The following is a 24,066-nucleotide window of genomic DNA, read 5'->3' as shown; positions in this document are numbered from 1 at the left end:
GGCGATGGCGTCGCAGACCTTGTGGTCCTCGTCGAGCGCCCGGTGACGCTGTGCGGCGCGGGCGGCGTCCTCGGCGGTGCCGTCCGGGGGCTCGGTCAGGTGCACCGGTCCATCGTGTCATCCTCACGCCGCCGCCGGGCGCCGACACCGACCTGGCGCGAGGGGAGGACCAGCGTGACCGGACCGACGGGCCTCGCGGCCCGGCGCGTCACCCCCGACCTCGCCCGGGGCCTGCTGCTCGCCCTCATCGCGGTGGCGAACGTCCACCTCTACCTCGTGGCGCGGCCCATCGGGTACCGCGGCTACCCGGCGGGGCTCGAGGGCGTCGACCGGGTCGTGGCCGTGGTGCAGATGGTGCTGGTCGACGGCCGCGTCTACCCGTTGTTCGCCGCGCTCGTGGGCTACGGCGTGGCGCGGCTGGCCGAGCGCGCTCCGCAGCCGGTGCTGCGCCGGCGCGGGCTGGTGCTGCTCGGGATCGGCGCGCTGCACGGGCTGCTCGTGTTCCCCGGCGACATCATCGGGGCCTACGGCCTGGTGATCCTGCTGGTCGCGCCGGCGGTGGCGGTCACAGGTCCCTCGACGGCGTCGTCGCGGGGGCTGCTGGCGACGGCGGCGGCGATCGCGGCGTTCGGGATCCTGCTCTCGACGGGCCAGGGCACGCCGCAGGGGACGCCGACCGTGCCCTCGATCGCGGCGCGGACGCTCGGGCAGGCGCTCGCCGCGCACCCCGAGGAGTGGCTCGCGACCACCCTGTTCTCGGCGCTGCTGACCGCGCCCGCGGTGCTCGTCGGCGTGGTCATCGCGCGCACCGGCACCCTCGACGACCCGGCCGCGCACCGCCGCCGGCTCGTGGTGTGGGCGGTCGCCGGGCTCGGGGCGTCGGTGCTGCTGGGCCTGCCGCTGGCCCTGGCCGTCGCGGGGGCGTGGACGCCGGGGGTCGTGGCGGGCGGGTTCGCGGGCGCCGCGCACACGGCGGGCGGGTTCGCCGGCGCGCTCGGGCTGCTCGGGGTCATGGGCCTGCTGGGCAGCGTGTCCTGGCCGGGGCGCGACCTGATCGCGGCCGCCGGGACCTGGTCGATGACGCTCTACCTGTCGCAGTCGGTGGTGTTCACCGCCGTCTTCGCGCGGTTCGCCGGCGACCTGGGGGCGGTGGCGGGGCTGGCGACGGCGTCGCTCATCGGGCTGCTGACCTGGCTCGCGGGCGTGCTCGCCGCGGGGATGCTCGCCCGCGCCGGGCACCGCGGCCCCGCCGAGGTGCTCGTGCGGCGGCTCACCTACGGACGCAGGGTGTCGTAGTCCCGCGCTAGGTGTGCGGGGACGGGGCCATCCGGGTGGCTCCCGGCGCTCGCGACCGCCGACGCCGTCACACTGAGCGGCCCGTGGCGGCGTCAGGAGTCCGTCCGGGAGAACAGGAGCCGCAGAGGAGCCCACGATGCCCGCGATCGAGCACCGGAACATGTCCGAGCCCGACGAGACACGCGCCCCGGACAAGACGACCCTCGAGGTCGTGCAGCTGGGCGACGCGACGGTCGCCCGCCTCACCCTGCAGCCCGGCTGGCGGTGGTCGGAGTGCATCCGGCCGGTGGTCGGCGGGCAGAGCTGCCAGGCCCCGCACCTCGGCTACCTCGCATCCGGGCGCCTGCACATCGTCGCGGACGACGGCACCGAGGCGGACATCTCGGCGGGGGAGACCTACCGGCTCGAGCCCGGCCACGACGCGTGGGTCGTGGGCGACGAGACCGTCGTCGGCCTCGAGTTCGAGACCAAGACGGCGGAGACCTACGCCCGCGGCTGAGGCCGATATGTGAGCGATCCTTGGGCCTATAGCCCCGAAGTCCGCTCACATAGGGTCGGGGCGTGGTCGAACTCCCGCCGCCGGTGCGCTGGTGGGGTCACCCGCTGGGCGAGGCGCGGGTGCACCTGGAGCTGGCGCACCTGCTCCTCAGCGCCACCTGGCGCGGCGACGACGTCCCGCACGGCGACGGCGCGCCCGTCCTGCTCGTGCCGGGGTTCCTCGCCGGCGACCTCACGCTCACCGCCCTGCACGAGTGGCTCCGGCGCATCGGCTACCGGTCCTACCGCTCGGGCATCACCTGGAACGTCGACTGCTCCGAGGCCGCCGTCCGCCGCCTCGACCGCCGCCTCGCCGCGGTGGCCGATCGCACCGGCGCCCCGGTGTCCCTCGTCGGGCACAGCCGCGGCGGCCTGCTCGCCCGCGCCCTCGCCGCGCGCCGCCCCGAGCTCGTGCGCCGCGTCGTGGCCCTCGGCAGCCCGCTGGGCGCCCAGCTCGACGCCTCGGTGCTCACGCTCGCGGCGGTCAGCGGGGCGCGCCTCGCGCAGAACCTGGTGCGTCCCCACCGCCCGCACTGCCTGACGGTGCGCTGCCCCTGCCCGTTCGGCGCCGACCTCGCCCGGCCCGCGACGCCGCCCGTCGTCGCGATCTGGAGCCGCCAGGACGGGATCGTGCGGCCCTCGGCGTGCCGGCCCGAGGGCGCGGAGAGCCGCGAGGTCACCGGCAGCCACATCGGGCTCGGCCACAACGTGCAGGTCTACCGCCACCTGGCCGAGGTCCTCGCCCGCGACTGACCGCCGTTCGGGCCGCCGTTTGGGGCACGCGCCGGAAGGGCACCGAGCCTCCATGGCTGCGTGGATCCCCGACGACATCGGCGACCAGTCCGGACGGACGTTCGTGATCACCGGCGCGAACTCGGGCATCGGCCTCGAGGCCGCCCGCGAGCTCGTCCGCGCCGGCGCCCACGTCGTGATGGCGGTGCGCGACACCGACAAGGGCGCGCAGGCGGCCACCGCGATCAGCGACGGGGCGCGGGGGAGCACCGAGGTGCGCCGCCTGGACCTCGCCGACCTGTCCTCGGTGCGCGCGTTCGCCGCCGACCTCGACGGCCCGGTCGACGTGCTCATCAACAACGCCGGCCTCATGGCGATCCCCGAGCGGCGCACCGCCGACGGCTTCGAGATGCAGGTCGGCACGAACTTCCTCGGCCACTTCGCCCTCACCGGCCTGCTGCTCGACGTGCTCACCGACCGCGTCGTGACCCTGTCGAGCGCCGCGCACCGCATGGGCAGCATCAACCTCGACGACCTCAACTGGCGGCGCCGCCGCTACCAGCGCTGGTTCGCCTACGGGCAGTCGAAGCTCGCCGACCTCATGTTCGCCTACGAGCTCGAGCACCGGTTCGTCGCCGCCGAGTCGCCGCTGCGCTCGATGGCCGCGCACCCCGGCTACAGCGCCACCAACCTCCAGAGCCGCACCGAGTCCGTGCAGGACTTCGCGATGGGCGTGCTCAACAAGGTCATCGCCCAGGGCCCGGCGATGGGCGCGCAGCCCACCCTCTACGCGGCGACGATGCCCGACCTGCCCGGCGGCACCTACATCGGCCCGAGCGGCTTCCAGGAGATCTCCGGTCCGCCGGTGCCGGTCGGCTCGACGGCGGCCTCGCACGACCGCGAGGTGCAGGCCCGGCTCTGGGACCTCGCCGCGGAGCTCACCGGCGTCACGCCGCGCATCCGCTCCGGCGCGCGGCCCTGAGCACGCCCGCCGGCGAGGCGCCGCTGGCGGTGCTGCGCCGGGTCGTCGCCGACGACGTCCCGCTCGCGCCGGTCCACGCCGCCGTCCACGCCCGGCTGACCGCGATCGAGCCCGGGCGCGCCGACACGGTCCTGCCCGCACCCGACGGTGAACCCGACGCCGCGCTCTGGCTGCTCGGCGACTTCGCCTCCGGCCTCGCCGTCACCGGCACGCTCGACGCCGGCCAGCGGATCACCACGCTGCGCCTGACCCTGCACGTGCTGACCCGCGACATCCGCGGCGCCACGCTGCACGCCGTCGGGTGCCTCGACGACCGGCTCCCCGAGGTCGCCCTGAGCACCGCGGTGATCACCGACGACGCGGGCCGGACCGTCGCCCGCGCCCACGGGCGCAACGCCGTGCTCGCCGACGAGGTGGCCGCGGGCTACGGCGTCGAGGTGCCGTCGTGGGCGCCGTCGCCGCTCACGGTCGACGCGCTGGTCCGCGACGCCGTCGCGCCCCACGAGCAGGCGGTGAACACCGCGGCCGTCGTCCAGGGCGGGGCGCTGGCGTCGCTGCCCGCGCGCGCCCTCGCCGAGGTGCTCGAGGGCCCCGCGGACGAGGCGAGCGCGGCGTTCCTGCGCCCCGTGCCCGCCGACGGGCGCACCGTGCACGCCGAGGCCGAGCTCGAGCACGGCGGGCGGCGCCTGCGCAGCGGGCGCGCGCTGCTGCGCGACGACCGCGGCCGCGTGGTGCTCAGCGTCTCCGGGCTGCGCTACGCCGGCGCCTGAGCCACCGGCGTGCCCGCCGCGGCCGAGCGCGCCTCGCCCGCGCGCCGCGACCGGCGCGCCCACACGACCGTCGCCACGACGAGGACCGCGATCACCACGGGCGGCGCGACGGCGTTGACGACCACCATCGTGGCCACCGGGAGCCGGTAGGTCAGCACGGCCCGGACGACGGCCTCGACGACGAACGTGGCGCCCCACATCAGGGTCAGGCCGCGCTGGGTGCGCCGGAACCCCGGGTACGCCCAGAGCCCGTTCCACCACGCCACGCGTGCGGGGTCGCCGCCCGTGGCGAAGCGCCGGCCGAACAGGAACATCAGGGGCCGCGAGGTGGGCACCGTGACCAGCAGGACGAGGCCGAAGAGCCCCGTCACCGCGGACTCCTTGAGCAGCACCAGCCGCGGGTCGTCGAAGAACAGCGCCGCGACGACGCCGAGCACCAGGAAGACCAGCACGACCGTGCTGAACTCGTCGAGCCGCCGGCGCCACACCGCCGTGATCACCATCTCGAGCAGCGGGCCGACCGTGCCGAGCAGCAGGGCGCCGACCTCGGTGACCCCGTGGTCGGTGGCCACGTCGTAGACCACGATCGGCGCGGCGATGCTGAGCAGGGCCGTCAGCACCCACGGCAGGAGCTTGGCCACTGACCGTCCTCACGTATGACGATAGGGTTCACGAGCGTGAACGGGAGCGTACCGCGTCGGAGTCCGACCGTGGGTCTCGTCGCGTTCCTGTTCGGGGTCTCGGGGCGCGACGAGCTGCCCGGTGCCCTGCTCGTCGAGCTGCTCGGGGAGCTCGGGCTGACGCCGGCCGCGGCACGCCAGCTGTTCGCCCGCATGCGGGACCGCGGCCAGCTCGCCGGCCGCCGCGAGGGGCGTCGCACCCACCACCGGCTCGTCGGGGCGATCGCGGCGCAGGTGGCCGCGGTGCGCGCCCCGCCGCGGTCGCCGCCGGCGTGGGACGGGCGCTTCCACGCCGTGCTGCACCACGTCCCCGAGCGCGAACGGGCCTTCCGCGACCGGCTGCGCCGCGTCGCCGGCCTGCTCGGCTACGGGTCGGTGCAGCCCGGGGTGTTGATCGCCGTCGCCGACCGCGGGGCCGACCTCGACGCCGCGCTGGGGCCGGTGCCCGCCGGCGCCGCGGTCCGCCACGCCCGCCTCGTGCTCGCCGACGACGACCTCGCGGGCGCCGCGGCCACGGCGTGGGACCTGGGCGCGCTGGCCGACGACCTGCGCGTCCACCACGTCGCGGTCCGCGCCGCGCTCGCCGAGACCGACGACCCGCCCGCCACCGCCGACACGCTGCGCCGCCTCGCCGCGCTCACCAACCGGGCAACCGTCGACCTCCTGCGCGACCCCGGTCTGCCGCCCGCGCTGCGCCCGCCCGGCTGGCCCGCCGACGCGCTGCGCGCCGACCTCGGGGCCCTCGCCGTCCGGTGGTCCTCGCCGGTCCGGACCTACCTCGACGCCCGCGCCGCCGCCCACGGCGCGTGACGAGCCTCCCTCGTCGGCCTGCCGCGCCGCGGGTCGTGATGAGGTGTCGCGGTGAGCGTGACCGTGGTCGGCATCGGCGCCGAGGGGTGGCCCGGGCTGGGCGCGCCGGCGCGCCACGCGCTCGAGGCCGCCGACGTCGTGCTGGGCGCGCCCCGCCAGCTGGACCTGCTCCCGGAGCTGGCCGCCACCCCCGTCACCTGGCCGTCCCCGCTGATGCCGGCGCTGCCGGGCCTGCTCGCCGAGCACGCCGACCGTGACCTCGTGGTGCTGGCCAGCGGCGACCCGACGTTCCACGGCATCGGGCCGGCGGTGCTCGCCCGCGCTCCCGGGGCCACCGTGCTGCCCGCCCCGTCGTCGGTGTCGCTGGCGTGCGCGCGCCTGGGCTGGGCGGTGCAGGACGTCGAGGTGCTCAGCACCGTCGGCCGGCCGCCGGCCGCCGTGCGGGCCGCGCTGGCGCCGCGTCGCCGCCTGCTGGTGCTCGTCCCGGACGGCGACGCCCCGGGCGCGCTGGCCGCGGCGCTGACGGCGTGGGGGTACGGGGACGCCGCGCTGACCGTGCTGGCGTCGCTGGGGGCGCCGTCGGAGAGCCGCGTCGACGGGCGGGCCGCGAGCTGGGCGCACCCGCCGGGCGACCCGCTGGCCGTCGTCGCCGTGACCTGCCCGCCCGCGCCGGCGGACCCCTTGCTCGGGCGCGCGCCCGGGCTGCCCGACGACGCCTACGACCACGACGGCCAGCTGACGAAGGCCGAGATGCGGGCGCTGTCGGTGGCCGCGCTGCGCCCGGCCCCCGGCGCGCTGCTGTGGGACGTCGGCGGCGGGGCGGGCAGCGTCGGCATCGAGTGGATGCGTCACCACCCCACGTGCCGGGCGGTCAGCGTCGAGGTGCGCGAGGACCGCGCCGCCGGCATCGCCGCCAACGCCGCGGCCCTGGGCGTGCCGGGGCTGCGCGTGGTCGTCGGGCGGGCGCCCGGCGCGCTGGCGGGGCTGGACCCGCCGGACGCGGTGTTCGTGGGCGGCGGGGTCACGGAGCCCGGGATGCTCGCGACCGCCCGCGACGCCCTGTGCCCCGGCGGGCGGCTCGTGGCCAACGCCGTCACCGTCGAGGGCGAGGCGGCGCTCGCGGCGTTCCGCGGCGAGCACGGGGGTGCCCTGCGGCGGATCGCGGTGCAGCGCGCCGAGCCCGTCGGACGCTTCGCGGGCTGGCGGGCGCTCGCCGGCGTGACCCAGCTGATCCACCGGAAGGACCCCGGATGACCGTCCGCTTCGTCGGCGCCGGGCCCGGCGCGCCCGACCTCATCACCGTGCGCGGGCTGCGCGCGCTGGCCACGAGCCCCGTGTGCCTCTACGCGGGCTCGCTGGTGCCCGAGGAGCTGCTGGCGCAGTGCCCGCCGGGCGCCCGGCGCGTGGACACCGCCCGCATGACCCTCGAGGAGATCACCGCCGAGCTGGTGGAGGCCCACGAGGCCGGGCACGACGTCGCGCGCCTGTGCTCGGGCGACCCTGCGGTGTTCTCGGCGGTCGCCGAGCAGACGCGCCGCCTGGACGAGGCCGGCGTCCCGTGGGAGATCGTGCCCGGGGTGCCGGCGTTCGCCGCAGCGGCCGCCGCGCTGCGCACGGAGCTGACCGTGCCCGGTGTCGGCCAGTCGGTGGTGCTGACCCGCGACGCCGCCAACGCGACGCCGATGCCGCCGGGGGAGTCGCTCGACGTGTGGGCGGCGGCGGGCGGGACGCTCGTGCTGCACCTCGCCGTCCAGCGCTGCGCGGAGGTGGTCGCGGCGCTGCTCCCGGCGCGCGGGGCGGACTGCCCCGTCGCCGTGGTGGCCCGGGCGTCACGCGAGGACGAGGTGGTGCTGCGCGGGACGCTGGCCGACATCGTCGAGCAGGTCGAGGCGGCCGGGGTGCGCCGGACGGCGGTGATCGTCGTGGGGCCGGTGGTCGGGAGCGGGGCGGGGTGCGACTCGCACCTGTACTCGGCCGCGCGCGCCCGGTCGTGAGGGGGCCGGTTGCGCGCGGGCCCGAACTGAGCGAAGGGCACCTTCGCACGGAGAGGCCGGCGAAGGGCGCCCGCCGGCGGAACGTCGCGGGCCTCCCGTGACCCGCGTCCTCGTCCTCGGCGGGACCGGGGAGGCGCGCGAGCTGGCCTCGCGGCTGGCGGACGACGGTCACGACGTCACGACGTCCCTCGCGGGGCGGACACGGCACCCGCGCCTGCCGGCGGGCGAGGTCCGCACGGGCGGCTTCGGCGGGGTCGACGGCCTGGCCGCGGCGCTGGGCGAGGTCGACGTCGTCATCGACGCCACGCACCCCTTCGCCGCCACGATGACCGAGCACGCAGCGATCGCGGCGGGGCGGACCGGGACGCCGCTGGTCGTGCTGCGCCGCCCCGGGTGGACGGCGGGCCCGGGGGACCGGTGGACGCGGGTCGGCTCGCTGACGGCGGCGGCCTCGGCGGTCCCCGCCGGCGCGCGGGTGCTGCTCGCGACCGGCCGGCAGGGGGTCGAGGCGTTCGTCGACGTCGACGCGTGGTTCCTGGTGCGGGCGATCGAGGCGCCTGCGGTGCTGCCGGTGCGCGCGGAGCTCGTCCTCGCGCGGGGGCCGTTCGCGCTGAGCGACGAGCGCGCGCTGCTCGAGCGGCACGGGATCACGCTGGTCGTCGCCAAGGACTCGGGCGGGGCGACGGAGGCGAAGCTCGTGGCGGCGCGCGAGCGCGGGGTGCCGGTGGTGCTCGTCGACCGCCCGCCCCTGCCGCCCGGGGTGGACGTGGTCACCGGCGTCGACGAGGTCCTCGCGCGCCTGTGACGGAGCGGAGATACGGACACTCAACGTCAGCGGAGCCGCTCCGCTGACACTGGGGAGCCCCTAGACCACCACCCCCACCGCGAGGATCGCGGCGACGACGAGGACCACGACGAGGTCGGCGCGCCCCGGGCGCTGGTCGGGGCCGGCGACGGCGCCGGGGCCGCCGCGGGCGGTGATCGCCTCGCCCGTCTCGGCGGCCCGGCGGGTGGCCATGGCGCAGGCGAGCATCGCGGTGCGCACGGCCAGGCGCACCTGCTCGCGGAACGGGGTCACCGCGCGGCCCACGGTGCGGCGCTGGCCCAGCAGCAGCCAGGACGTGCGCCCCTCGGCGAGCAGCAGCGGGACCAGGCGCAGGCCCAGCGCGATCGCCGTCGCGGGCGTCGCCAACGGCAGACGCAGGCGCCGCCCGACCCGCACCAGGCGCTCGAGCAGCGGCGGGAACGCGCCGAGCGGGGTCGTCGCGATCAGCAGGGCCGCGCCGAGCAGGGACACCAGGGTCGTGGCGAGGAAGAGCACCACGCGCTCCAGTCCGCCGATGCTCAGTTCGGTGCCGAGCACCTCGAGCAGCGGCGGGCGCGTGCTCAGCGTCGAGAACACGATCGCCGGCGCCCAGAGCAGCAGCCACTTCGGCGGGCGGGGCACCGCGCCGCGGGGCAGCCGCGCCGCGACCGCCCCGACCAGCAGCACGACCACGGCGGCTCCGAGCGTCGGCCAGGCCGGGTCGATCGCCAGCGCCGCCGCCGTCGCCACCAGCGCCGCGATCTTCGTGCCCGCCCACACCCGGTGCAGCGGCGACGGGCCGGGCAGCGTGCGCACCGCCCCGACCGCTCCGCGCGGCCGGCGTTCCCGCTCGCCGGTCTCCGTCGCCGACGCCCCGACGATCTCCGGCGGCCCGTGCACCGTGCCCTCGTCGACGTGCAGGACGGCGTCGCCGAGGTCCTCCAGCGGCGCGGTGTCGTGGGTGACGACGACCAGCGTGGTGCCCGCGGCCCGGGCGGCGCGCAGGGCGTCGCGCACGGCCGCGGCGGCGTCGGTGTCGAGCCCGGCGAGCGGCTCGTCGAGCACCAGGACCCGCGGCCCGGCGCCCAGCAGGCCCGCGAGCAGGACGCGGCGCTGCTCGCCGCCGCTGAGCTCGTCGACGGGCCGGTCGCGGTAGATCGCGGGGTCGAGGCCCAGCGCGGCGAGGGTCGCGTCGGCGGTGCGCGGCCCGATGCCGGCGGCGTCCTCGACCTCCTCGCCCACCGTCGGGCGCAGCAGCGCCGGCCGGGCGTGCTGGACCGCGAGCAGCGCGCCGTCGCGGCCGTTGCGCAGCGGGGCGCCGTCGAGCGTCGCGGTGCCGCGGGCCGGCGTGGCGAGCCCCGCGAGCAGCCACGCGAGGCTCGTCTTGCCCGCGCCGTTGGGGCCGGTGACGAGGATCGTGCGCCCGGGCGGGATGTCGAGGTCGACCCCGGTGAGCACCGGGCGCCGCCACGGGGTGCCCGCGTCGTGGACGACGTCGACCCCGCGCAGGCGCAGCGCGCCGCCCGCGGCCGGGCGCGGCGGTCCCCACGGCGCGTGCCGCACCCCGCGGCCGCCCTCGGCACCGGGCAGCGCCAGGGTCGTGTCGGTCTCGCCGGGGTCGTGGTGGGTGATGTGCACGACCGCGACGCCGTCGGTGTGCGCGAGGCTGCGCAGCAGGTCGGTGACCTCGGTGCGCCCCTCGGGGTCGAGCATCGCGGTGGCCTCATCGCTGATCATCACCGCGGGGCGGCGCGCGAGCAGGGCCGCGACGGCCAGGCGCTGCAGCTCGCCGCCCGAGAGCGTCGCGGTGTCGCGGTCGCCGGCGCCCTCCAGCCCGACGCGGGCGAGCAGCTCGTCGACGGGCACGGGGTGCCCGGGCGGCAGGCCCCAGCGCAGGTCGTCGGCCACACGCACGCCGAGCACCTGGCTGTCGGGGCGCTGGAAGACCATGCCGGTGCCGCCGACGACGCCGAGCCCCGCGTCGCCGGGGCGCTCCGCGGTGCCGCCCTCGGGCGCGCGACCGGCGACCACCCGCGCGAGCGTCGACTTCCCGGCGCCGTTCGGCCCGGTCACCGCCACGAACCGGCCGGCCTCCAGGTCGAGGTCCACCGGCGGCCCGGAGGGCAGGGTGACCCCGCGCAGGTGCAGGGGCAGTGGGGCCACGGCCTGGCCGGTGCGCCCGACGGGCAGGCGTCCGGCGAGGTCGGTGGGCAGGAGGCGCTGCACCGTGTGCAGCGGCCGGCCGAGCACGAGCGCGGCGACCGCCACCCCGCCCAGCGTCCCGACGACCGCGAGGGCGGGGATCGACACCCACCAGTAGTCGGTGACGAGCAGGACCGCGCGGTCGCCGGCGGCCACGACGGCGTCCGGGACCCCGGCGGAGCGCAGCACCCGGGACAGGCCGCCCCAGGAGGTTCGCAGCTGGTCGAGCACCAGCTCCCGGTACGCCGCGAGGACGGCGAGCACGGCGGTCGCAAACATCGAGGTCGGCACGGCGAGCACGACGACGCCGGTGAGGGCGGTGCGCAGCGTCGACCAGCCGCGGCGTGCCCCCACCCCGATCAGGCAGCCCAGCGACGCCGCCGACGCCGCGCCGCCCGCGGGGCCGACGCCGCCGACGAGGAACGCCACGACGATCGCGACGAGCACCCCGATCGGCCCCGCCCGCCCGGGCCGGCGGAGGGCGAGCACGGCCGCGGGGAACGCGGCGATCACCGTGCCGATCGGGCCGACGGGGAAGAGCCGCGTCAGGACGCAGACGACGGCCACGAGGTCGCCGAGGGCCGCGGCCTCCGCGAGCTCGACCGCGTCGAGGGGCCGGCGAGGGGACGACCGGCGGAAGCGCCGCACGGACCGAGTATGCCCGGCCCCAAACCCGCCCCGTGCGTTGACGCTGACGAAAGTAGTCGCTAACGTAAGCACTACCGAACAGACCGAGGAGGTCACCATGGGCCAGCCCGTCGCGTACTTCGAGATCACCAGCACGTCGCCCGAGAAGATCCGGGACTTCTACACCGCGCTCTTCGGGTGGACGGCCGAGGCCGACCCCGACATGGAGGGCTACGCGATGGTCGACACCGGCGCCGGCCCGGACGCCGTCGGCGGCGGCATCGGGCCCTCGCAGGCGCCCGGCGACACCGGGGTCAAGATCTACGTGCGCGTCGACGACCTGGAGGGTCAGCTGGCCCGCGCCGGCGAGCTGGGCGCCGACACGCTCGCCCCGCCGATGGAGCTGCCCGGGGGCTACGGGCGCATCGCGGTCGTCGCCGACCCCGACGGCAACCCCGTCGGCCTCTGGGCATGACCGCCGAGCTCTCGGGGCGCCGCGTCCTCGTCGCGCTGTGGGGCGCGGCGCTCGAGAGCGCCCGCCGGCTCGTCCCGTCCCGCCCGTCCCCGCCCTGCTCCGGCCCGTCCCGAGGAGAACCCGTGTCCCGTGTCCTGTTCCAGGTCGTCCACTTCCCCAAGCCCGAGCACCGCGACGACATGCTCGCCGCGATGGGCGTCATCCGCGAGACGTCCGCGCACATCGTGGGGCTCGACGAGATCGGCGCGTTCGAGGAGCCCGACGGCTCGCGCATCGTCGCGATCTCGGTGTGGGCGTCGCCCGAGGCGATGCAGGCCGGGATGGGGGAGCTGTTCGCGTCGATCGGGGAGCTGCCGTTCGACGTCTGGGAGTACCGGCCCGCCGAGTCCGCGACGCTGGCCCAGGTCGCCTGACACCATCGCGGTCATGGCCGGTGACGAGCAGTGGTTGTGCCTGGGCGGACGGCAGCACGCGTGGGTCGTCACCGGCTGGGACTCGGGCAACGAGTACCTGTCGGCCTACGAGCTGTTCTGTCCGACGTGCGGGCGCCTCGTCGGTCGGGAGCGGCCGGACGAGTCGTGGAGCTGGGTCCCGCTCGAGGGCGACTGAGAGCGTCAGCTGTAGCGCCGCGGCGTGTAGACGACGCCCGGCGCCGGCCAGCGCGACGTCGACGCGCCGACGATGAGCAGGGTGCGCATGTCCACCTCGGCCGCGTCGAGGTCGGCCAGGCGCACCACGCGCACCGACTCCTCCGGCCCGTCGACGTCGCGCCCGATCACCACCGGCGTCGAGGGGTCGCGGTACTTCAGCAGCACCTCGCGCGCCGCCTCGACCTGCCAGGTCCGCGACCGCGACGCCGGGTTGTAGATCGCGACGGCCATGTCGGCGTCGGCCACCGCGGCCAGCCGGCGCTCCACGACGTCCCACGGCTTGAGCCGGTCGGACAGCGAGATCATCGCGTAGTCGTGGCCCAGCGGGGCGCCGACGCGGGCGGCCACCGCCTGGGCGGCCGACACCCCGGGGACCACGTGCACGGCGACGTCGGGGTAGTCGGCGGCGGCGACCTCGACCACCGCCGACGCCATCGCGAACACCCCCGGGTCGCCCGACGACACGACCGCGACCCGGCGCCCGGACCGCGCCAGGTCCAGGGCGAACGCGGCCCGCTCGGACTCGACCTTGTTGTCCGAGGCGTGTATGCGCTGGCGGGGGTTCGGGGGCACGCGCGCGGTGTAGGTGGCGTAGCCGACGACGTCGTCGGCGACGGCCAGGGCGGCCGCGGCCTCGGGGGTCAGCCGGTCGCGGGCGCCGGGGCCCAGGCCGACGACCGTGACGTCGCCGGTCTCGCGACCGACGAGGGCGGCGGCGGTCTCGGCGCGGGCGGTCGGCGTCGAGTCGGCGTGCACCCGCGAGGGCACGAGGGCCACCGCGAAGTAGGGCACCGAGCCGGGCTCGACGTCGGCGAGCGGGGCGATGCGTTGCGCGTCGGTCGACGCGCGCTCGACGTAGTGCGCCTCGTCGAGCCGCCCCGAGGTGGCCAGCGCGGCGCGGACCCCGGTGAACGTGCGGCCGAGCTTCATCACCGCGGCCGCGTCGGTCTGCGCGAGGCGGGCGGCGAGCTCGTCGGGGGGCAGCGTGCCGGGAAGGACGGTGAGCACCTCGTCGCGCTCCACCAGGGGCCGTCCGAGCGCGGCGGCGGCGGCCGACACCGACGTCACGCCGGGGACGACCTCGGTGGGGTAGCGGTCGGCGAGGCGCTTGTGGAGGTGCATGTAGGAGCCGTAGAAGAACGGGTCGCCCTCGGCGATCACCACGACGTCGCGCCCGGCGTCGAGGTGCGCGGTGAGGCGGGCCGCGGCGTCGGCGTAGAAGGCGTCGAGGCGGGCCTGGTAGTCGTCGGTCTGCTCCGTGGTCACCGGGTAGGTGAGCTGCTCCTCGACCTGCGTGCCGAGGTACTGCGCGACGACGGCGCGCGCGTTCGACCGGCCGTGGCGCGCGCAGTGGTAGGCGACGACGTCGGCGCCTCGCACGAGGTCGACGGCGCGGACCGTCATGAGCGAGGGGTCGCCGGGGCCGACGCCGACGCCGTAGAGGGTGCCGGTCACGCGCTGCACCCCAGCGCCAGCGCGTTGACCGCCCCGACCGTCATCGCCGACCCACCCCGGCGGCCGTGGACGACGACGTGCTCGAGGCCGGCCGGGTGCCCGACGAGCGCCGCCTTCGACTCCATGGCCCCGACGAACCCGACGGGCAGGCCGAGCACCACCGCGGGCCGCGGGGCGCCCTCCTCGATCATCTCGAGCAGGCGGAACAGGGCGGTGGGCGCGTTGCCGATGGCCACCACGGCGCCGTCGAGCAGGGGGCGCCACAGCTCGAGGGCGGCGGCGCTGCGGGTGGTGCCCATCGCTGCGGCGCGGGCGGGGACCTCGGGGGCGTTGAGCGTGCAGACGACGTCGTTGGCGGCGGGCAGGAAGCGTCGCGTGATGCCGCTGGCGACCATCTGGGCGTCGCAGAGCACGGGGGCGCCGGCGTTCAGGGCTTGCTGGGCGGCGGCGACGGCGCCGGGGGAGACCTCGGTGTCGGCGGCGAGGTCGACCATCCCGCACGAGTGGATCATGCGGACGACGACGTCGTGGGCGTCCTCGGGCAGGTGGGACAGGTCGGCCTCGTCCCGGATGATCGCGAAGGACCGCCGGTAGATCTCCGGCCCGTCCGCGATGTAGGAGGGGACGGCGGATCTCTGCGTGGGACCGGCGCTCACGGGGTCACCCTCCCTGCTCGGACGATCGTGCGATAGGTGCCGCCGGGCGTGCCCTCGACCACGGCCACCGGCCCGGCCGGCGTGCCGCAGGCGCGCGAGCACCCGACCCAGTGCGCGGGCAGCAGCCCGCCGGCGCGCCCGGCGGCCACGGCGCGCACGAGGTCGCCGCGGACGTCGGTGTGCGAGCGGGCGCACCGGGGCGCGCCGACGCAGGCCGAGAGCGTCGACCAGGGCGACGGCCCGGTCTCGACGAGCCCGTCGAGGCGCGCGAGCGCGGCGTCGGGGTCGGCGAGGTCGCGCAGGACGACCGTGCGCCAGGGCGTGACGCGCAGGGCGGCGCCGGCGTCGGCGAGGTCGGCGAGCACCGCCGCCGTGGCCGTGTCGATCTCGCCGAGCCGGGGGGTGGCCTCCGGCCACGTGAGCACTTCTCGGTGCTCGGGCACCGAGAAGTGCTCACATGCGCGGAGCGCACCCAGCACCCGGTCGGCGCCCACCTCGGCCACGCGCCAGGCGCCGTCGCGCACCTCGAGGAAGGCCTCGAGGGCGGCGAGGGCCAGGTCGGCGGGGTCGCCGGTTCGCCCGGTGGGGGTGCCGGCGAGGGTGAGCGCGCCGTCCACCACGGTCACGTCCGCGTCGAGCCCGGCCACGTCGCCCGTGCCGTCGTCGAGGGCGACGAGCAGGCGCCCGGGGACGTCGGTGCGCCCGCGCAGGGCGTCGGCGAGGGCGGCCGCGGCGTCGTCGAGCCGCCCCGCGCCGGGGGAGGCGACGACGCTGCACGGCAGGTCGCGGCCCTGCGCGTCCAGGAGCGACGCCGGGCCGGACGAGAGCGCCCGCAGCTCCTCGGCCAGCACGTCGGCGGCGTCGACGGTCAGGCCGCGGACCTGCAGCGATCCCCGCGAGGTGAGCTCCAGCGGCGACCCGCCACCGGCCGCGGCCCGCGACAGCGCCCGCAGCTCGTCCGCGCCCACCGCCCCGCCGACGGGCCGGAAGCGCGCGAGCGCCCCGTCGGCCGCGTCGTGGCGTCGCCAGGCGCCCGGGCAGGCGTCGGGGACGGTGCGCGCCGTCGACGGTGCCGTCACCGCCGTACGCTGGCGGGCGCCGTCGGGGCGGTGGTCGGCGGGCATCGTCGTCACACTATCTAGTCAGATGCTCAGATGTGAGAGCGCCGCGAGCCTCGTCCCGCCCGGTGCGCCCGTGTCACGATGTCTCATCAGATGATCAGGCGGCAGTAGGTCCAGCCGTCGCCCGACCACCGATCCCCGGGAGCGCCGGTGCTGTTGCTGCTGTCGACGTCCGACACCGACCTGCGCTCGGCGCGCGCGAGCGCCCCGGGGCAAGGAACGGAGCACGCCGATAGGGCGTGGCGGTGGGCGAACCCCTCGCGCGTCGCGGTCGGGGACGAGCTGGACGCCCTGCTCGACGGCGTCGACCTCGTCGTCGTGCGCCTGCTCGGCGGCCGCCAGGCGTGGGAGGACGGGCTCGACGCGCTCCTCGCGCCGTCGCAGCCGCGCCCCGTCGTCGTGCTCGGCGGCGAGCAGAGCCCGGACGCGCAGCTCATGGAGTCGTCGACGGTGCCGGTCGGCGTCGCGACGCAGGCGCACCTCTACCTCGCGCAGGGCGGCCCGGAGAACCTGGCGCAGCTGCACCACTTCCTCTCCGACACCGTCCTGCTCACCGGCCACGGCTTCGACCCGCCCGCCGAGATGCCGACCTGGGGCCGCCTCGACGGCTGGGAGCACCCGGCCGGCACCGGCCCCCGCGTCGCCGTCGTCTACTACCGCGCGCACCACATGGCCGGCAACACCGCGTTCGTCGACGCCCTGTGCCGCGCGGTGGTCGACGCCGGCGGGGTGCCCGAGCCCGTGTTCTGCTCCTCGCTGCGCAGCCCCGACGACGGGCTGGTCGCGGTGCTCCGGCAGGCCGACGTGCTCGTGACCACCGTGCTCGCGGCCGGCGGGTCGCGTCCCGCGGCGGCCAGCGCGGGCCAGGACGACGAGAGCTGGGACACCGGGGCGCTCGCCGCCCTCGACGTCCCGATCCTGCAGGCCCTGTGCCTCACGCGCAGCCGCGAGGAGTGGCTCGGCGACGACGACGGCGTGAGCCCCCTGGACGCCGCGAACCAGGTGGCCGTCCCGGAGTTCGACGGCCGCATCATCACCGTGCCGTTCAGCTTCAAGGAGACCGACGCCGACGGGCTGCCCGTCTACGTCGCCGACCCCGACCGGGCGGCGCGCGTCGCCGGGCTCGCGGTGGGCCACGCCCGGCTGCGCCACGTCCCGAACGTCGACAAGAGGATCGCGCTGGTCCTCTCCGCCTACCCGACCAAGCACGCGCGCATCGGCAACGCGGTCGGCCTGGACACCCCGGCGTCGGTGGTGCGCCTGCTGGCCGCGATGAAGGAGTCCGGCTACACGATCGGCGACGTCCCCGGTCTCGCCGAGGGCGAGGGCGACCTGCTCATCCGCGCCCTCATCGCCGCCGGCGGCTACGACCAGGACTGGCTCACCGAGGAGCAGCTCGCCGCGAACCCCGCGCGCGTGCCCGTCGACGAGTACACCGCCTGGTTCGCGTCCCTGCCCGAGGACTTCCGCGCGGGCGTCGAGGAGCACTGGGGCGCGGCACCCGGTTCGATGTTCATCCACGACGGCGCGATCACCGTCGCCGCCCTCCAGCGCGACAACGTCGTCGTGATGATGCAGCCGCCCCGCGGCTTCGGCGAGAACCCGATCGCGATCTACCACGACCCCGACCTGCCGCCCTCGCACCACTACCTCGCGGCCTACCGGTGGCTGCAGGCGACGTTCGGGGCGCACGCGCTGGTGCACGTCGGCAAGCACGGCAACCTCGAGTGGCTGCCCGGCAAGACCGCGGCCCTCTCGGCCTCCTGCGCGCCCGACCCGATCCTCGGCGACCTGCCGCTGGTCTACCCGTTCCTCGTCAACGACCCGGGCGAGGGCACCCAGGCCAAGCGCCGGGCGCACGCGACGCTCGTCGACCACCTCGTCCCGCCGATGGCGCGCGCCGAGTCGTACGGCGACCTCGCCCGGCTCGAGCAGCTGCTCGACGAGTACGCCTCGATCCAGGTCATGGACCCCGGCAAGATCACCGCGATCCGCGGCCAGATCTGGCAGCTCATCCAGGCCGCGAAGCTCGACAGCGACCTCGGGGTCTCCGACCAGCCCGAGGACGAGCGCTTCGACGACTTCGTCATGCACCTCGACGGCTGGCTCTGCGAGATCAAGGACGCCCAGATCCGCGACGGCCTGCACGTGCTCGGGCAGGCGCCCGGCGGGCAGGAGCGCGTCGACATGGTGCTCGCGGTGCTGCGGGCGCGGCAGCTGTGGTCGGGGACGAACTCGCTGCCCGGGCTGCGCGAGGCGCTCGGGATGGTCGAGGACGGGTCGACCTCGCGCGCCGACACCGACCGCTTCGAGGAGACCGCGCACTCGCTGGTGCTGGGCATGGAGAAGCGGGCCTGGTCGATCGCCGACGCGCCCGACGTGACGCTCGAGGTGCTGGGCACCGAGCACGCGGTCGTCACCGACATCCTGACCTTCGCCGCGACCGAGGTCGTGCCGCGGCTGAACAGGACCACCGACGAGATCACCGGCGTCCTGCACGCCCTCGACGGCGGGCACGTCGAGGCGGGACCGAGCGGGTCGCCGCTGCGCGGGCTGGTCAACGTCCTGCCGACCGGGCGGAACTTCTACTCGATCGACCCGCGCGCGGTCCCGTCGCGGCTGGCCTGGGAGACCGGCCAGATGCTCGCCGACTCGCTGCTCGAGCGCTACCGCGAGGACCACGACGGCGAGTGGCCGACCTCGGTGGGCCTGTCGCTGTGGGGGACCGCGGCGATGCGGACCAGCGGCGACGACGTCGCCGAGGCGCTCGCGCTGATGGGCGTGCGGCCGGTGTGGGACGAGGCGTCGCGGCGGGTGACGGGGCTCGAGGTGGTCTCCGCCGACGAGCTGCAGCGGCCGCGCGTGGACGTCGTGCTGCGCATCTCCGGGTTCTTCCGCGACGCGTTCCCGCACGTCGTGGCGACGATGGACGACGCGGTGCAGCTGGTGGCCGGGCTCGAGGAGGCCGACGAGGACAACTTCGTCGCGGCGCACGCGCGAGCGGACGTGACCTCTGGCTCGAGCTGGACCCAGGCGACCACCCGGATCTTCGGCTCGCCCCCCGGCGCCTACGGGGCGGGGCTGCTGCAGGCGATGGACTCGCGCGACTGGCGCGGCGACGCCGACCTCGCCGAGATCTACACGACGTGGGGCGGGCACGCGTACGGACGCGGGCGCCAGGGCGAGTCGGCGGTCGACGAGATGCGCGCGGCGTACCGGCGGATCGCGGTGGCGGCGAAGAACATCGACACCCGCGAGCACGACATCGCCGACTCGGACGACTACTACCAGTACCACGGCGGCATGATCGCCACGGTCCGCGCGCTGACGGGGGCCGCGCCGGCGGCGTACGTCGGCGACTCGACGCGGCCCGAGAACGTGAAGACGCGCTCGCTGATCGAGGAGACCGCGCGGGTGTTCCGCTCGCGCGTCGTCAACCCGCGCTGGATGGCCGCGATGCGCCGCCACGGCTACAAGGGCGCGTTCGAGATGGCCGCGACCGTCGACTACCTGTTCGGCTGGGACGCGACGGCGGGGACGGTCAGCGACTGGATGTACGGGTCGCTGACCGAGAACTACGTGCTCGACCCCGAGAACCGCGCGTTCCTGCGCGAGGCCAACCCGTGGGCGCTGCACGGGATGGCGGAGCGCCTGCTCGAGGCCGTCGACCGGGGTCTGTGGGCCGAGCCCGACCCGGCGACGGTCTCGGCGCTGCGTGACGCGTTCCTCGAGGCGGAGGGGGACGCGGAGGGTGCCTAGCGGCACGTGAGCACCTCTTGGTGCTGCAGCACCAAGAGGTGCTCACATGCCGACAGGCACCTCGGCCCAGCGGATGAGGGCGATGGCGGCGACGACGAGCGCGCCGCCGGTGACCTGGGTGAGAGTCGGGCGCTGGGCCACCAGCCACCACGCGCCGAGCACGGCGAACAGCACCTCGCTGAGCCCGACGAACGACGCCAGCCGCGACCCCAGGCGGCCGACGGCGGCGATGCCCGTGAGGTACGCCAGCGCCGTCGACAGCGCCGCCACGAGCACCACGCCGACCCACCACGGCGCCGTCGCGCCGGCGAGGTCGATCGGCGCCGTCGTCGCCCGCAGCGGCAGCAGGCCCACGACGCCGACGAGCACCACGACCGCGCTGCCCACCAGCGCGCCGCCCGCCACGAGCACGATCCCCGGTGGGCCGTCGACCTCGGACGCGCCCGCCGAGAGGTGGAAGTACGCCGCCAGGCACACCGCCGCCGCCAGCCCCCAGAGCACGCCGATGACGTCGACCGCCGCGCCCCGCCCGACGTCGAGGACCAGCACGAGGCCCGCGATCGCGAGGCCCGCCCCCAGCAGCGTCGCCGGCCGCGGTTGCGCGGCGGTCCGGGCCCAGGTCCACGCGAGCAGCAGGACCGGCGCGGTGTACTCGATGAGCAGGGCGACGCCGACCGACAGGCGCCCGACCGCGCTGAAGTAGCAGACCTGCGCCCCGGCCAGCGGCACGAGCCCGTAGACGGCGACGGCGCGGAGGTGCCCGGCGCGCGGCCGCCAGCCGCGGGCGACGACGACCCCCAGCGGCACCACGAGCAGCACCGCCGTCCCCGCCAGCCGGCCCAGCGCGACCGCGAGGGGCGACCAGCCCGCGGCCAGCAGCGAGGCCGCGAACGGCCCGGCGAGCCCGAACGCGAACCCCGAGAGCAGGGCGATCGCGAGGCCGGGCGCGGTGCGGGCCGACGTCCGGTGCGCGCCCATGATCGGTGATCAGAACAGCCCGCGGGCCGGGCGGGCAAGCGCCTCAGTACGGGGCGTAGGCCCAGCCCAGCGGGCGGCGGAAGTGGTCGATCGGGACGATGCCGACCCGGCCGTGCGCGCTCGACGACACGACGCGCCCGTCGCCGAGGCTCAGGGCGACGTGGGCGTTGGACGAGGTGTCGTAGAAGACCATCGCGCCCCGGGGGGCGTGGCGCCAGTCGCGGTGCTGCTCCTGGGACCGCCAGTCCTGGCGGGCGCTGCCGTAGTGGCCCTGGGTGCCGAACGCGTTCTCGACCGCGCGCTCGCAGTAGCCCTCGTAGCGCGTGGTGCCGATGCGCGACTCGAAGCTCGTGATCGCGTCCTCGATCTTCTGCCGGTGGCGGCCGGCCTTGACCAGCTCGGGCACCGTGGCCGCCGCCGAGGTGGCCTCGACGGGCGTGGTGGTGACCGCCGGCGCCGCCGTGTGGCCGGCGAGCAGGTGCAGGTCGGCGGTGGTGGCGCCGGCGTCGGGGAGCGTCACGTCCCCGCCGTGCGCGCCGAGCACGGCGGCGCCGACGGCTCCGAGGGCGACGCCGAGCACGGCGGTCACCTGCTGCGGAGCGGGTCGGGCGGTCCTGGGCACGACAGTGGTCACGGTGCGGGGTCACCTCCCTCGACGGCCCGGTCGGGGAGCGGGGGAGCGTGACCGCGCCGTGATGCTGCGGAGATTAGCCGACGATTTCCGGGACGCCAGCGCGGCACCCATTCTTTCCACGATTCACGGGAGCCCTTGAACAATTCTTGGGAAAGTGGGTCAGGGCCTCACGACCCGCAGGCGCCGCCGTACGTCGTGATCTTGTAGTCGACGACGGCCAGGGCGGTCTCGAGCGCGCGCAGCCGGTTCACGATGTCGGCGCGGTGCGCCTCGAGCAGGGCCAGGCGCTCGGGCTCGGTGTCCGGGCCCTGCCTGACCATCTCCATGTACCGCCCGATGGCCGCGATCGGCATGTCCGAGTCGCGCAGGCGCGTGATGAACACGACCCGGCCGACGGCGTCGCGGTCGTAGGAGCGCCGACCCGACGCGTCGCGGGCCACGTCGACCAGCCCGATCCGCTCGTAGTACCGCAGCGTGTGGGCGGTGATCCCGGTCAGCGCGGCCACGTCCGCGATGGGCAGGAGCTCGGGCAGGTCGAGGTCGCGGATCAGCTCCGTGGTGAGCGGCGGCAGGTCGCCCCGCGTCGTCTCGAGCAGGTCCCGCAGACGGTCGGTCGTCACGCTCACACCGCCGACCGTAGGACTTCGAGCGCACTCGAAGGCAACCCGTCCCGGCAGAATGCCCGCCGTGAGCACGGATCCGTCGGCGGCCACCCACACCTTCACCGCCCAGCGGCCCCGGCTCTTCGGGCTCGCCTACCGGATGCTCGGGTCCGCCCACGACGCCGAGGACGTGGTGCAGGACGCCTGGCTGCGCTGGGCCGGCCACGGCGACGCGGTCGACAACCCCGCGGCCTGGCTGACGACCGTGGTCACGCGCCTGTGCCTCAACCGCCTCGACTCCGCGCGCGCCCGCCGCGAGACCTACGTCGGGCCCTGGCTGCCCGAACCCATCCTCACCACGGACCCCGCGACGGGCCCGGCCGCGACGGTCGAGGAGCGCGAGTCGGTGTCACTGGCGCTGCTCACGACCCTCGAGCGCCTGACCCCGCCCGAGCGCGCGGTCTACGTGCTGCGCGAGGCCTTCGGGCACAGCCACGCCGAGGTCGCCGCCGTCCTCGACGTCAGCGAGGCCGGGTCGCGCCAGCTGCACACGCGCGCCCGGCGCCACCTCGCGACCGAGCCCCATACGCCGACCACCGCCGACGTCGGCCCGCTGCTGCGCCGGTTCGTCGCCGCCGCCCGCGAGGGGGACCTCGCCGGCCTCGAGTCCCTGCTCGCCGAGGACGTCACCGTGTGGTCCGACGGCGGCGGCAAGGTCACCGCGGCCCGCCGCCCGATCCGCGGCCGCGACGCCGTCGCCCGCTTCCTGCTGGGCGTCCTCGGGCCCGGGCGGTTCCGGGGGCGCGGGGCGGCCGCCGAGGTCAACGGCGCGCCGGCGGCCCTGTCGTTCGAGGGCGACGCGCTGGACGGTGTCCTCACGGTCGAGCCCGCCGGCGGGAGAGTCGGGACCGTCGGGACCGTCCGCATCCTGCGCAACCCCGACAAGCTCGCCTTCCTCGCCGACCAGCTGTCACGTTCCGGGGAGCTGTCCGGTCGATCCCCTGACGGGCGCCACCGCGGTGCCCGCGGACCCGGGAGGCGACCGTGACCGTGCTCGTGACCGGAGGGACCGGGAACCTCGGCGGCGCGCTCGTCGCCCGCCTCGAACAGCCGCGTGTGCTCAGCCGCCGCGCGGGCCCGGGGCGCGTCGTGGGGGACCTGCGCACCGGCGAGGGCCTCGACGACGCCGTCGCCGGCGTCTCGGTGATCGTGCACTGCGCGACCGCCCCGCGCGGCGACGCCGACGCCACGGCGCGCCTCGTCGCGGCCGCGCGGCGCGCCGGCACCCCGCACCTCGTCTACGTCTCGATCGTCGGCGTCGACCGGATCCCGCTGCCGTACTACCGCGAGAAGCTGCGCGCCGAGCGCGTCGTCGCCGACTCCGGGCTGCCCGCGACGATCCTGCGCGCCACCCAGTTCCACGACCTGCTCGCGACCCTGTTCGCCACCACCGCCCGCGCCGGCGTCCTGCCCGTGCTCGCGGGGACCTCGTTCCAGCCGGTCGCCGTCGACGACGTCGCCGCGCGCCTCGCCGACGTCGTCGCCGGGCCGCCGCAGGGCCGGGCCACGGACCTCGGCGGCCCCGAGGTCCGCGCGATGGCCGACCTCGCGCGGACGTGGGCGCACGCCACCGGCCGGCGGCGCCCGGTGCTGCCGCTGCGCCTGCCGGGGGCGATCGCGCGCGGCTTCCGCGACGGCGCGCACCTCGCGCCGGACCACGCGGACGGCGTCGGCACCTTCGAGCAGTTCCTCGCCGCGCGGGCGGGGGTGCGGTCGTGAGCGTGCGCGTGCTGCTGGGGGTTCTCGCGGCGTCCCAGGTCGTCACCGGCGGGTGGGCGCTGGTCGTGCCGGCGTCGTTCTACGCCGACTTCCCCTACGGCGGGACGCCCTGGGTCGCGCTGCTCCCGCCCTACAACGAGCACCTCGTGCGCGACGCCGGCGCCGGCATGCTCGCGCTCGCCGTGGCCCTGGGGCTGGCGGCCTGGTGGTGCGACCGGCGGGTGGTGATCACCGCCGTGGCCGCGTTCCTGACCTTCACCGTGCCCCACGCGGTGTTCCACTCGCTGCACCTCGAGCACTTCCCGGACGCCGACGCGGTGGCCCAGCAGGGCGGGTTCCTCGTCGAGATCGTGCTGGCGGTCGCGGTCCTGGTGCTCGTCGCGCGGGACCGGCGGCCGGTCCCGGCGCGGACGTGAGCCGGCTCTCCGGAGCTCGCCACGTCGATCTCCCGAGGGTGTCGGGAGCGTGAGCGACGACCCCGGCCGCGCTGGTGACACTCCCGGGAGATCGAACTGGCGAGCC

The 24,066-nt window shown here is 76.6% G+C and carries 24 protein-coding genes; 16 read left to right on the top strand and 8 right to left on the bottom strand.

All coding sequences use genetic code 11. The features are described 5' to 3' along the window. Positions 1-174 precede the first annotated feature (174 nt). The 5 genes from ACQPX6_RS20320 to ACQPX6_RS20300 all read left to right on the top strand — a co-directional run bounded on the left by ACQPX6_RS20320 (position 175) and on the right by ACQPX6_RS20300 (position 4,317). Positions 175-1,296 (top strand): DUF418 domain-containing protein, encoded by a 1,122-nt coding sequence (locus ACQPX6_RS20320; protein WP_433782240.1) that lies wholly within the window; start codon positions 175-177, stop codon positions 1,294-1,296. A gap of 136 nt (positions 1,297-1,432) precedes the next feature. Then, the gene (locus ACQPX6_RS20315; protein ID WP_433782239.1) at positions 1,433-1,795 is read left to right on the top strand and encodes a cupin domain-containing protein; all 363 of its coding nucleotides are present in this window, start codon (positions 1,433-1,435) and stop codon (positions 1,793-1,795) included. 62 nt (positions 1,796-1,857) lie between these two features. Beyond that, entirely contained in the window at positions 1,858-2,586 is a 729-nt protein-coding gene (locus ACQPX6_RS20310) for an esterase/lipase family protein (RefSeq protein WP_433782238.1), read from the top strand. Positions 2,587-2,638: 52 nt separating this feature from the next. Continuing rightward, positions 2,639-3,547 (top strand): oxidoreductase, encoded by a 909-nt coding sequence (locus ACQPX6_RS20305; RefSeq protein WP_433782237.1) that lies wholly within the window; start codon positions 2,639-2,641, stop codon positions 3,545-3,547. A 29-nt stretch (positions 3,548-3,576) separates the two neighbouring features. Then, complete coding sequence (locus tag ACQPX6_RS20300) at positions 3,577-4,317, top strand: hypothetical protein (protein ID WP_433782236.1); 741 nt, start codon at positions 3,577-3,579, stop codon at positions 4,315-4,317. Here ACQPX6_RS20300 and ACQPX6_RS20295 read toward each other — a convergent pair. Continuing rightward, entirely contained in the window at positions 4,302-4,958 is a 657-nt protein-coding gene (locus ACQPX6_RS20295) for a VC0807 family protein (protein WP_433782235.1), read from the bottom strand. The two genes, ACQPX6_RS20300 and ACQPX6_RS20295, sit on opposite strands and share 16 nt — an antisense overlap. Positions 4,959-5,027: 69 nt before the next feature. Between ACQPX6_RS20295 and ACQPX6_RS20290 the strand changes: the two genes are divergently transcribed. From ACQPX6_RS20290 to ACQPX6_RS20275, 4 genes are all read left to right on the top strand, one after another. After that, on the top strand, positions 5,028-5,807 hold the full coding sequence (locus ACQPX6_RS20290; protein ID WP_433782234.1) for a hypothetical protein: 780 nt from the start codon (positions 5,028-5,030) through the stop codon (positions 5,805-5,807). Positions 5,808-5,858: 51 nt separating this feature from the next. After that, on the top strand, positions 5,859-7,061 hold the full coding sequence (gene cbiE / locus ACQPX6_RS20285) for a precorrin-6y C5,15-methyltransferase (decarboxylating) subunit CbiE (protein ID WP_433782233.1): 1,203 nt from the start codon (positions 5,859-5,861) through the stop codon (positions 7,059-7,061). Continuing rightward, positions 7,058-7,801 (top strand): precorrin-4 C(11)-methyltransferase, encoded by a 744-nt coding sequence (gene cobM / locus ACQPX6_RS20280; RefSeq protein ID WP_433782232.1) that lies wholly within the window; start codon positions 7,058-7,060, stop codon positions 7,799-7,801. Before cbiE ends, cobM begins: the two co-directional genes overlap by 4 nt. Before the next feature lie 97 nt (positions 7,802-7,898). Further along, positions 7,899-8,606, top strand: coding sequence for a cobalt-precorrin-6A reductase (locus ACQPX6_RS20275; protein ID WP_433782231.1), 708 nt, complete (start codon positions 7,899-7,901; stop codon positions 8,604-8,606). Positions 8,607-8,666: 60 nt separating this feature from the next. Here ACQPX6_RS20275 and ACQPX6_RS20270 read toward each other — a convergent pair whose 3' ends face one another. Beyond that, a complete protein-coding gene (locus ACQPX6_RS20270; RefSeq protein WP_433782230.1) occupies positions 8,667-11,456 on the bottom strand; it encodes a DUF2232 domain-containing protein in 2,790 nt (929 codons plus the stop codon). A gap of 97 nt (positions 11,457-11,553) precedes the next feature. On the opposite strand from ACQPX6_RS20270, the gene ACQPX6_RS20265 reads away from it, so the two are divergent. The 3 genes from ACQPX6_RS20265 to ACQPX6_RS20255 are packed head-to-tail and all read left to right on the top strand — an operon-like array spanning position 11,554 to position 12,519. Next, positions 11,554-11,910, top strand: coding sequence for a VOC family protein (locus ACQPX6_RS20265; RefSeq protein ID WP_433782229.1), 357 nt, complete (start codon positions 11,554-11,556; stop codon positions 11,908-11,910). Further along, positions 11,907-12,323 (top strand): hypothetical protein, encoded by a 417-nt coding sequence (locus tag ACQPX6_RS20260; RefSeq protein WP_433782228.1) that lies wholly within the window; start codon positions 11,907-11,909, stop codon positions 12,321-12,323. Before ACQPX6_RS20265 ends, ACQPX6_RS20260 begins: the two co-directional genes overlap by 4 nt. Positions 12,324-12,336: 13 nt before the next feature. Continuing rightward, on the top strand, positions 12,337-12,519 hold the full coding sequence (locus tag ACQPX6_RS20255) for a hypothetical protein (protein WP_433782227.1): 183 nt from the start codon (positions 12,337-12,339) through the stop codon (positions 12,517-12,519). 5 nt (positions 12,520-12,524) lie between these two features. Here ACQPX6_RS20255 and ACQPX6_RS20250 read toward each other — a convergent pair whose 3' ends face one another. From ACQPX6_RS20250 to ACQPX6_RS20240, 3 genes are read right to left on the bottom strand one after another with little or no spacing between them, the layout of a single operon-like run. Next, on the bottom strand, positions 12,525-14,015 hold the full coding sequence (locus ACQPX6_RS20250) for a precorrin-2 C(20)-methyltransferase (RefSeq protein ID WP_433782226.1): 1,491 nt from the start codon (positions 14,013-14,015) through the stop codon (positions 12,525-12,527). Next, positions 14,012-14,671, bottom strand: a complete 660-nt coding sequence (locus tag ACQPX6_RS20245) for a precorrin-8X methylmutase (protein WP_433782225.1) — start codon at positions 14,669-14,671, stop codon at positions 14,012-14,014. Before ACQPX6_RS20245 ends, ACQPX6_RS20250 begins: the two co-directional genes overlap by 4 nt. Continuing rightward, complete coding sequence (locus tag ACQPX6_RS20240; protein WP_433782224.1) at positions 14,668-15,795, bottom strand: hypothetical protein; 1,128 nt, start codon at positions 15,793-15,795, stop codon at positions 14,668-14,670. The genes ACQPX6_RS20245 and ACQPX6_RS20240 overlap by 4 nt, the downstream gene beginning before the upstream one ends. Before the next feature lie 147 nt (positions 15,796-15,942). Between ACQPX6_RS20240 and cobN the strand changes: the two genes are divergently transcribed. Beyond that, on the top strand, positions 15,943-19,551 hold the full coding sequence (gene cobN / locus ACQPX6_RS20235) for a cobaltochelatase subunit CobN (RefSeq protein ID WP_433782223.1): 3,609 nt from the start codon (positions 15,943-15,945) through the stop codon (positions 19,549-19,551). 42 nt (positions 19,552-19,593) lie between these two features. Here cobN and ACQPX6_RS20230 read toward each other — a convergent pair whose 3' ends face one another. The 3 genes from ACQPX6_RS20230 to ACQPX6_RS20220 all read right to left on the bottom strand — a co-directional run bounded on the left by ACQPX6_RS20230 (position 19,594) and on the right by ACQPX6_RS20220 (position 21,789). Further along, on the bottom strand, positions 19,594-20,529 hold the full coding sequence (locus ACQPX6_RS20230) for an EamA family transporter (protein WP_433782222.1): 936 nt from the start codon (positions 20,527-20,529) through the stop codon (positions 19,594-19,596). A gap of 43 nt (positions 20,530-20,572) precedes the next feature. Beyond that, positions 20,573-21,151 carry a hypothetical protein gene (locus tag ACQPX6_RS20225; protein WP_433782221.1) on the bottom strand — a complete coding sequence of 193 codons (579 nt, stop codon included), beginning with the start codon at positions 21,149-21,151 and terminating at the stop codon, positions 20,573-20,575. 179 nt (positions 21,152-21,330) lie between these two features. Next, a complete protein-coding gene (locus tag ACQPX6_RS20220; protein ID WP_433782220.1) occupies positions 21,331-21,789 on the bottom strand; it encodes a MerR family transcriptional regulator in 459 nt (152 codons plus the stop codon). 61 nt (positions 21,790-21,850) lie between these two features. Here ACQPX6_RS20220 and sigJ point away from each other — a divergent pair, with 61 nt between their 5' ends. From sigJ to ACQPX6_RS20205, 3 genes are read left to right on the top strand one after another with little or no spacing between them, the layout of a single operon-like run. Then, on the top strand, positions 21,851-22,813 hold the full coding sequence (gene sigJ / locus ACQPX6_RS20215; RefSeq protein WP_433782219.1) for an RNA polymerase sigma factor SigJ: 963 nt from the start codon (positions 21,851-21,853) through the stop codon (positions 22,811-22,813). Next, positions 22,810-23,544 (top strand): SDR family oxidoreductase, encoded by a 735-nt coding sequence (locus ACQPX6_RS20210; protein WP_433782218.1) that lies wholly within the window; start codon positions 22,810-22,812, stop codon positions 23,542-23,544. Before sigJ ends, ACQPX6_RS20210 begins: the two co-directional genes overlap by 4 nt. Further along, positions 23,541-23,960 carry a hypothetical protein gene (locus ACQPX6_RS20205; protein ID WP_433782217.1) on the top strand — a complete coding sequence of 140 codons (420 nt, stop codon included), beginning with the start codon at positions 23,541-23,543 and terminating at the stop codon, positions 23,958-23,960. The genes ACQPX6_RS20210 and ACQPX6_RS20205 overlap by 4 nt, the downstream gene beginning before the upstream one ends. Positions 23,961-24,066 lie beyond the last annotated feature (106 nt).

Source organism: Actinomycetospora sp. CA-101289 (genome assembly GCF_050955895.1).
Classification (GTDB): domain Bacteria; phylum Actinomycetota; class Actinomycetes; order Mycobacteriales; family Pseudonocardiaceae; genus Actinomycetospora.
The sequence above is the reverse complement of the archived record's forward strand: the minus strand, read 5'-3'. Positions and strand labels throughout refer to the sequence as shown.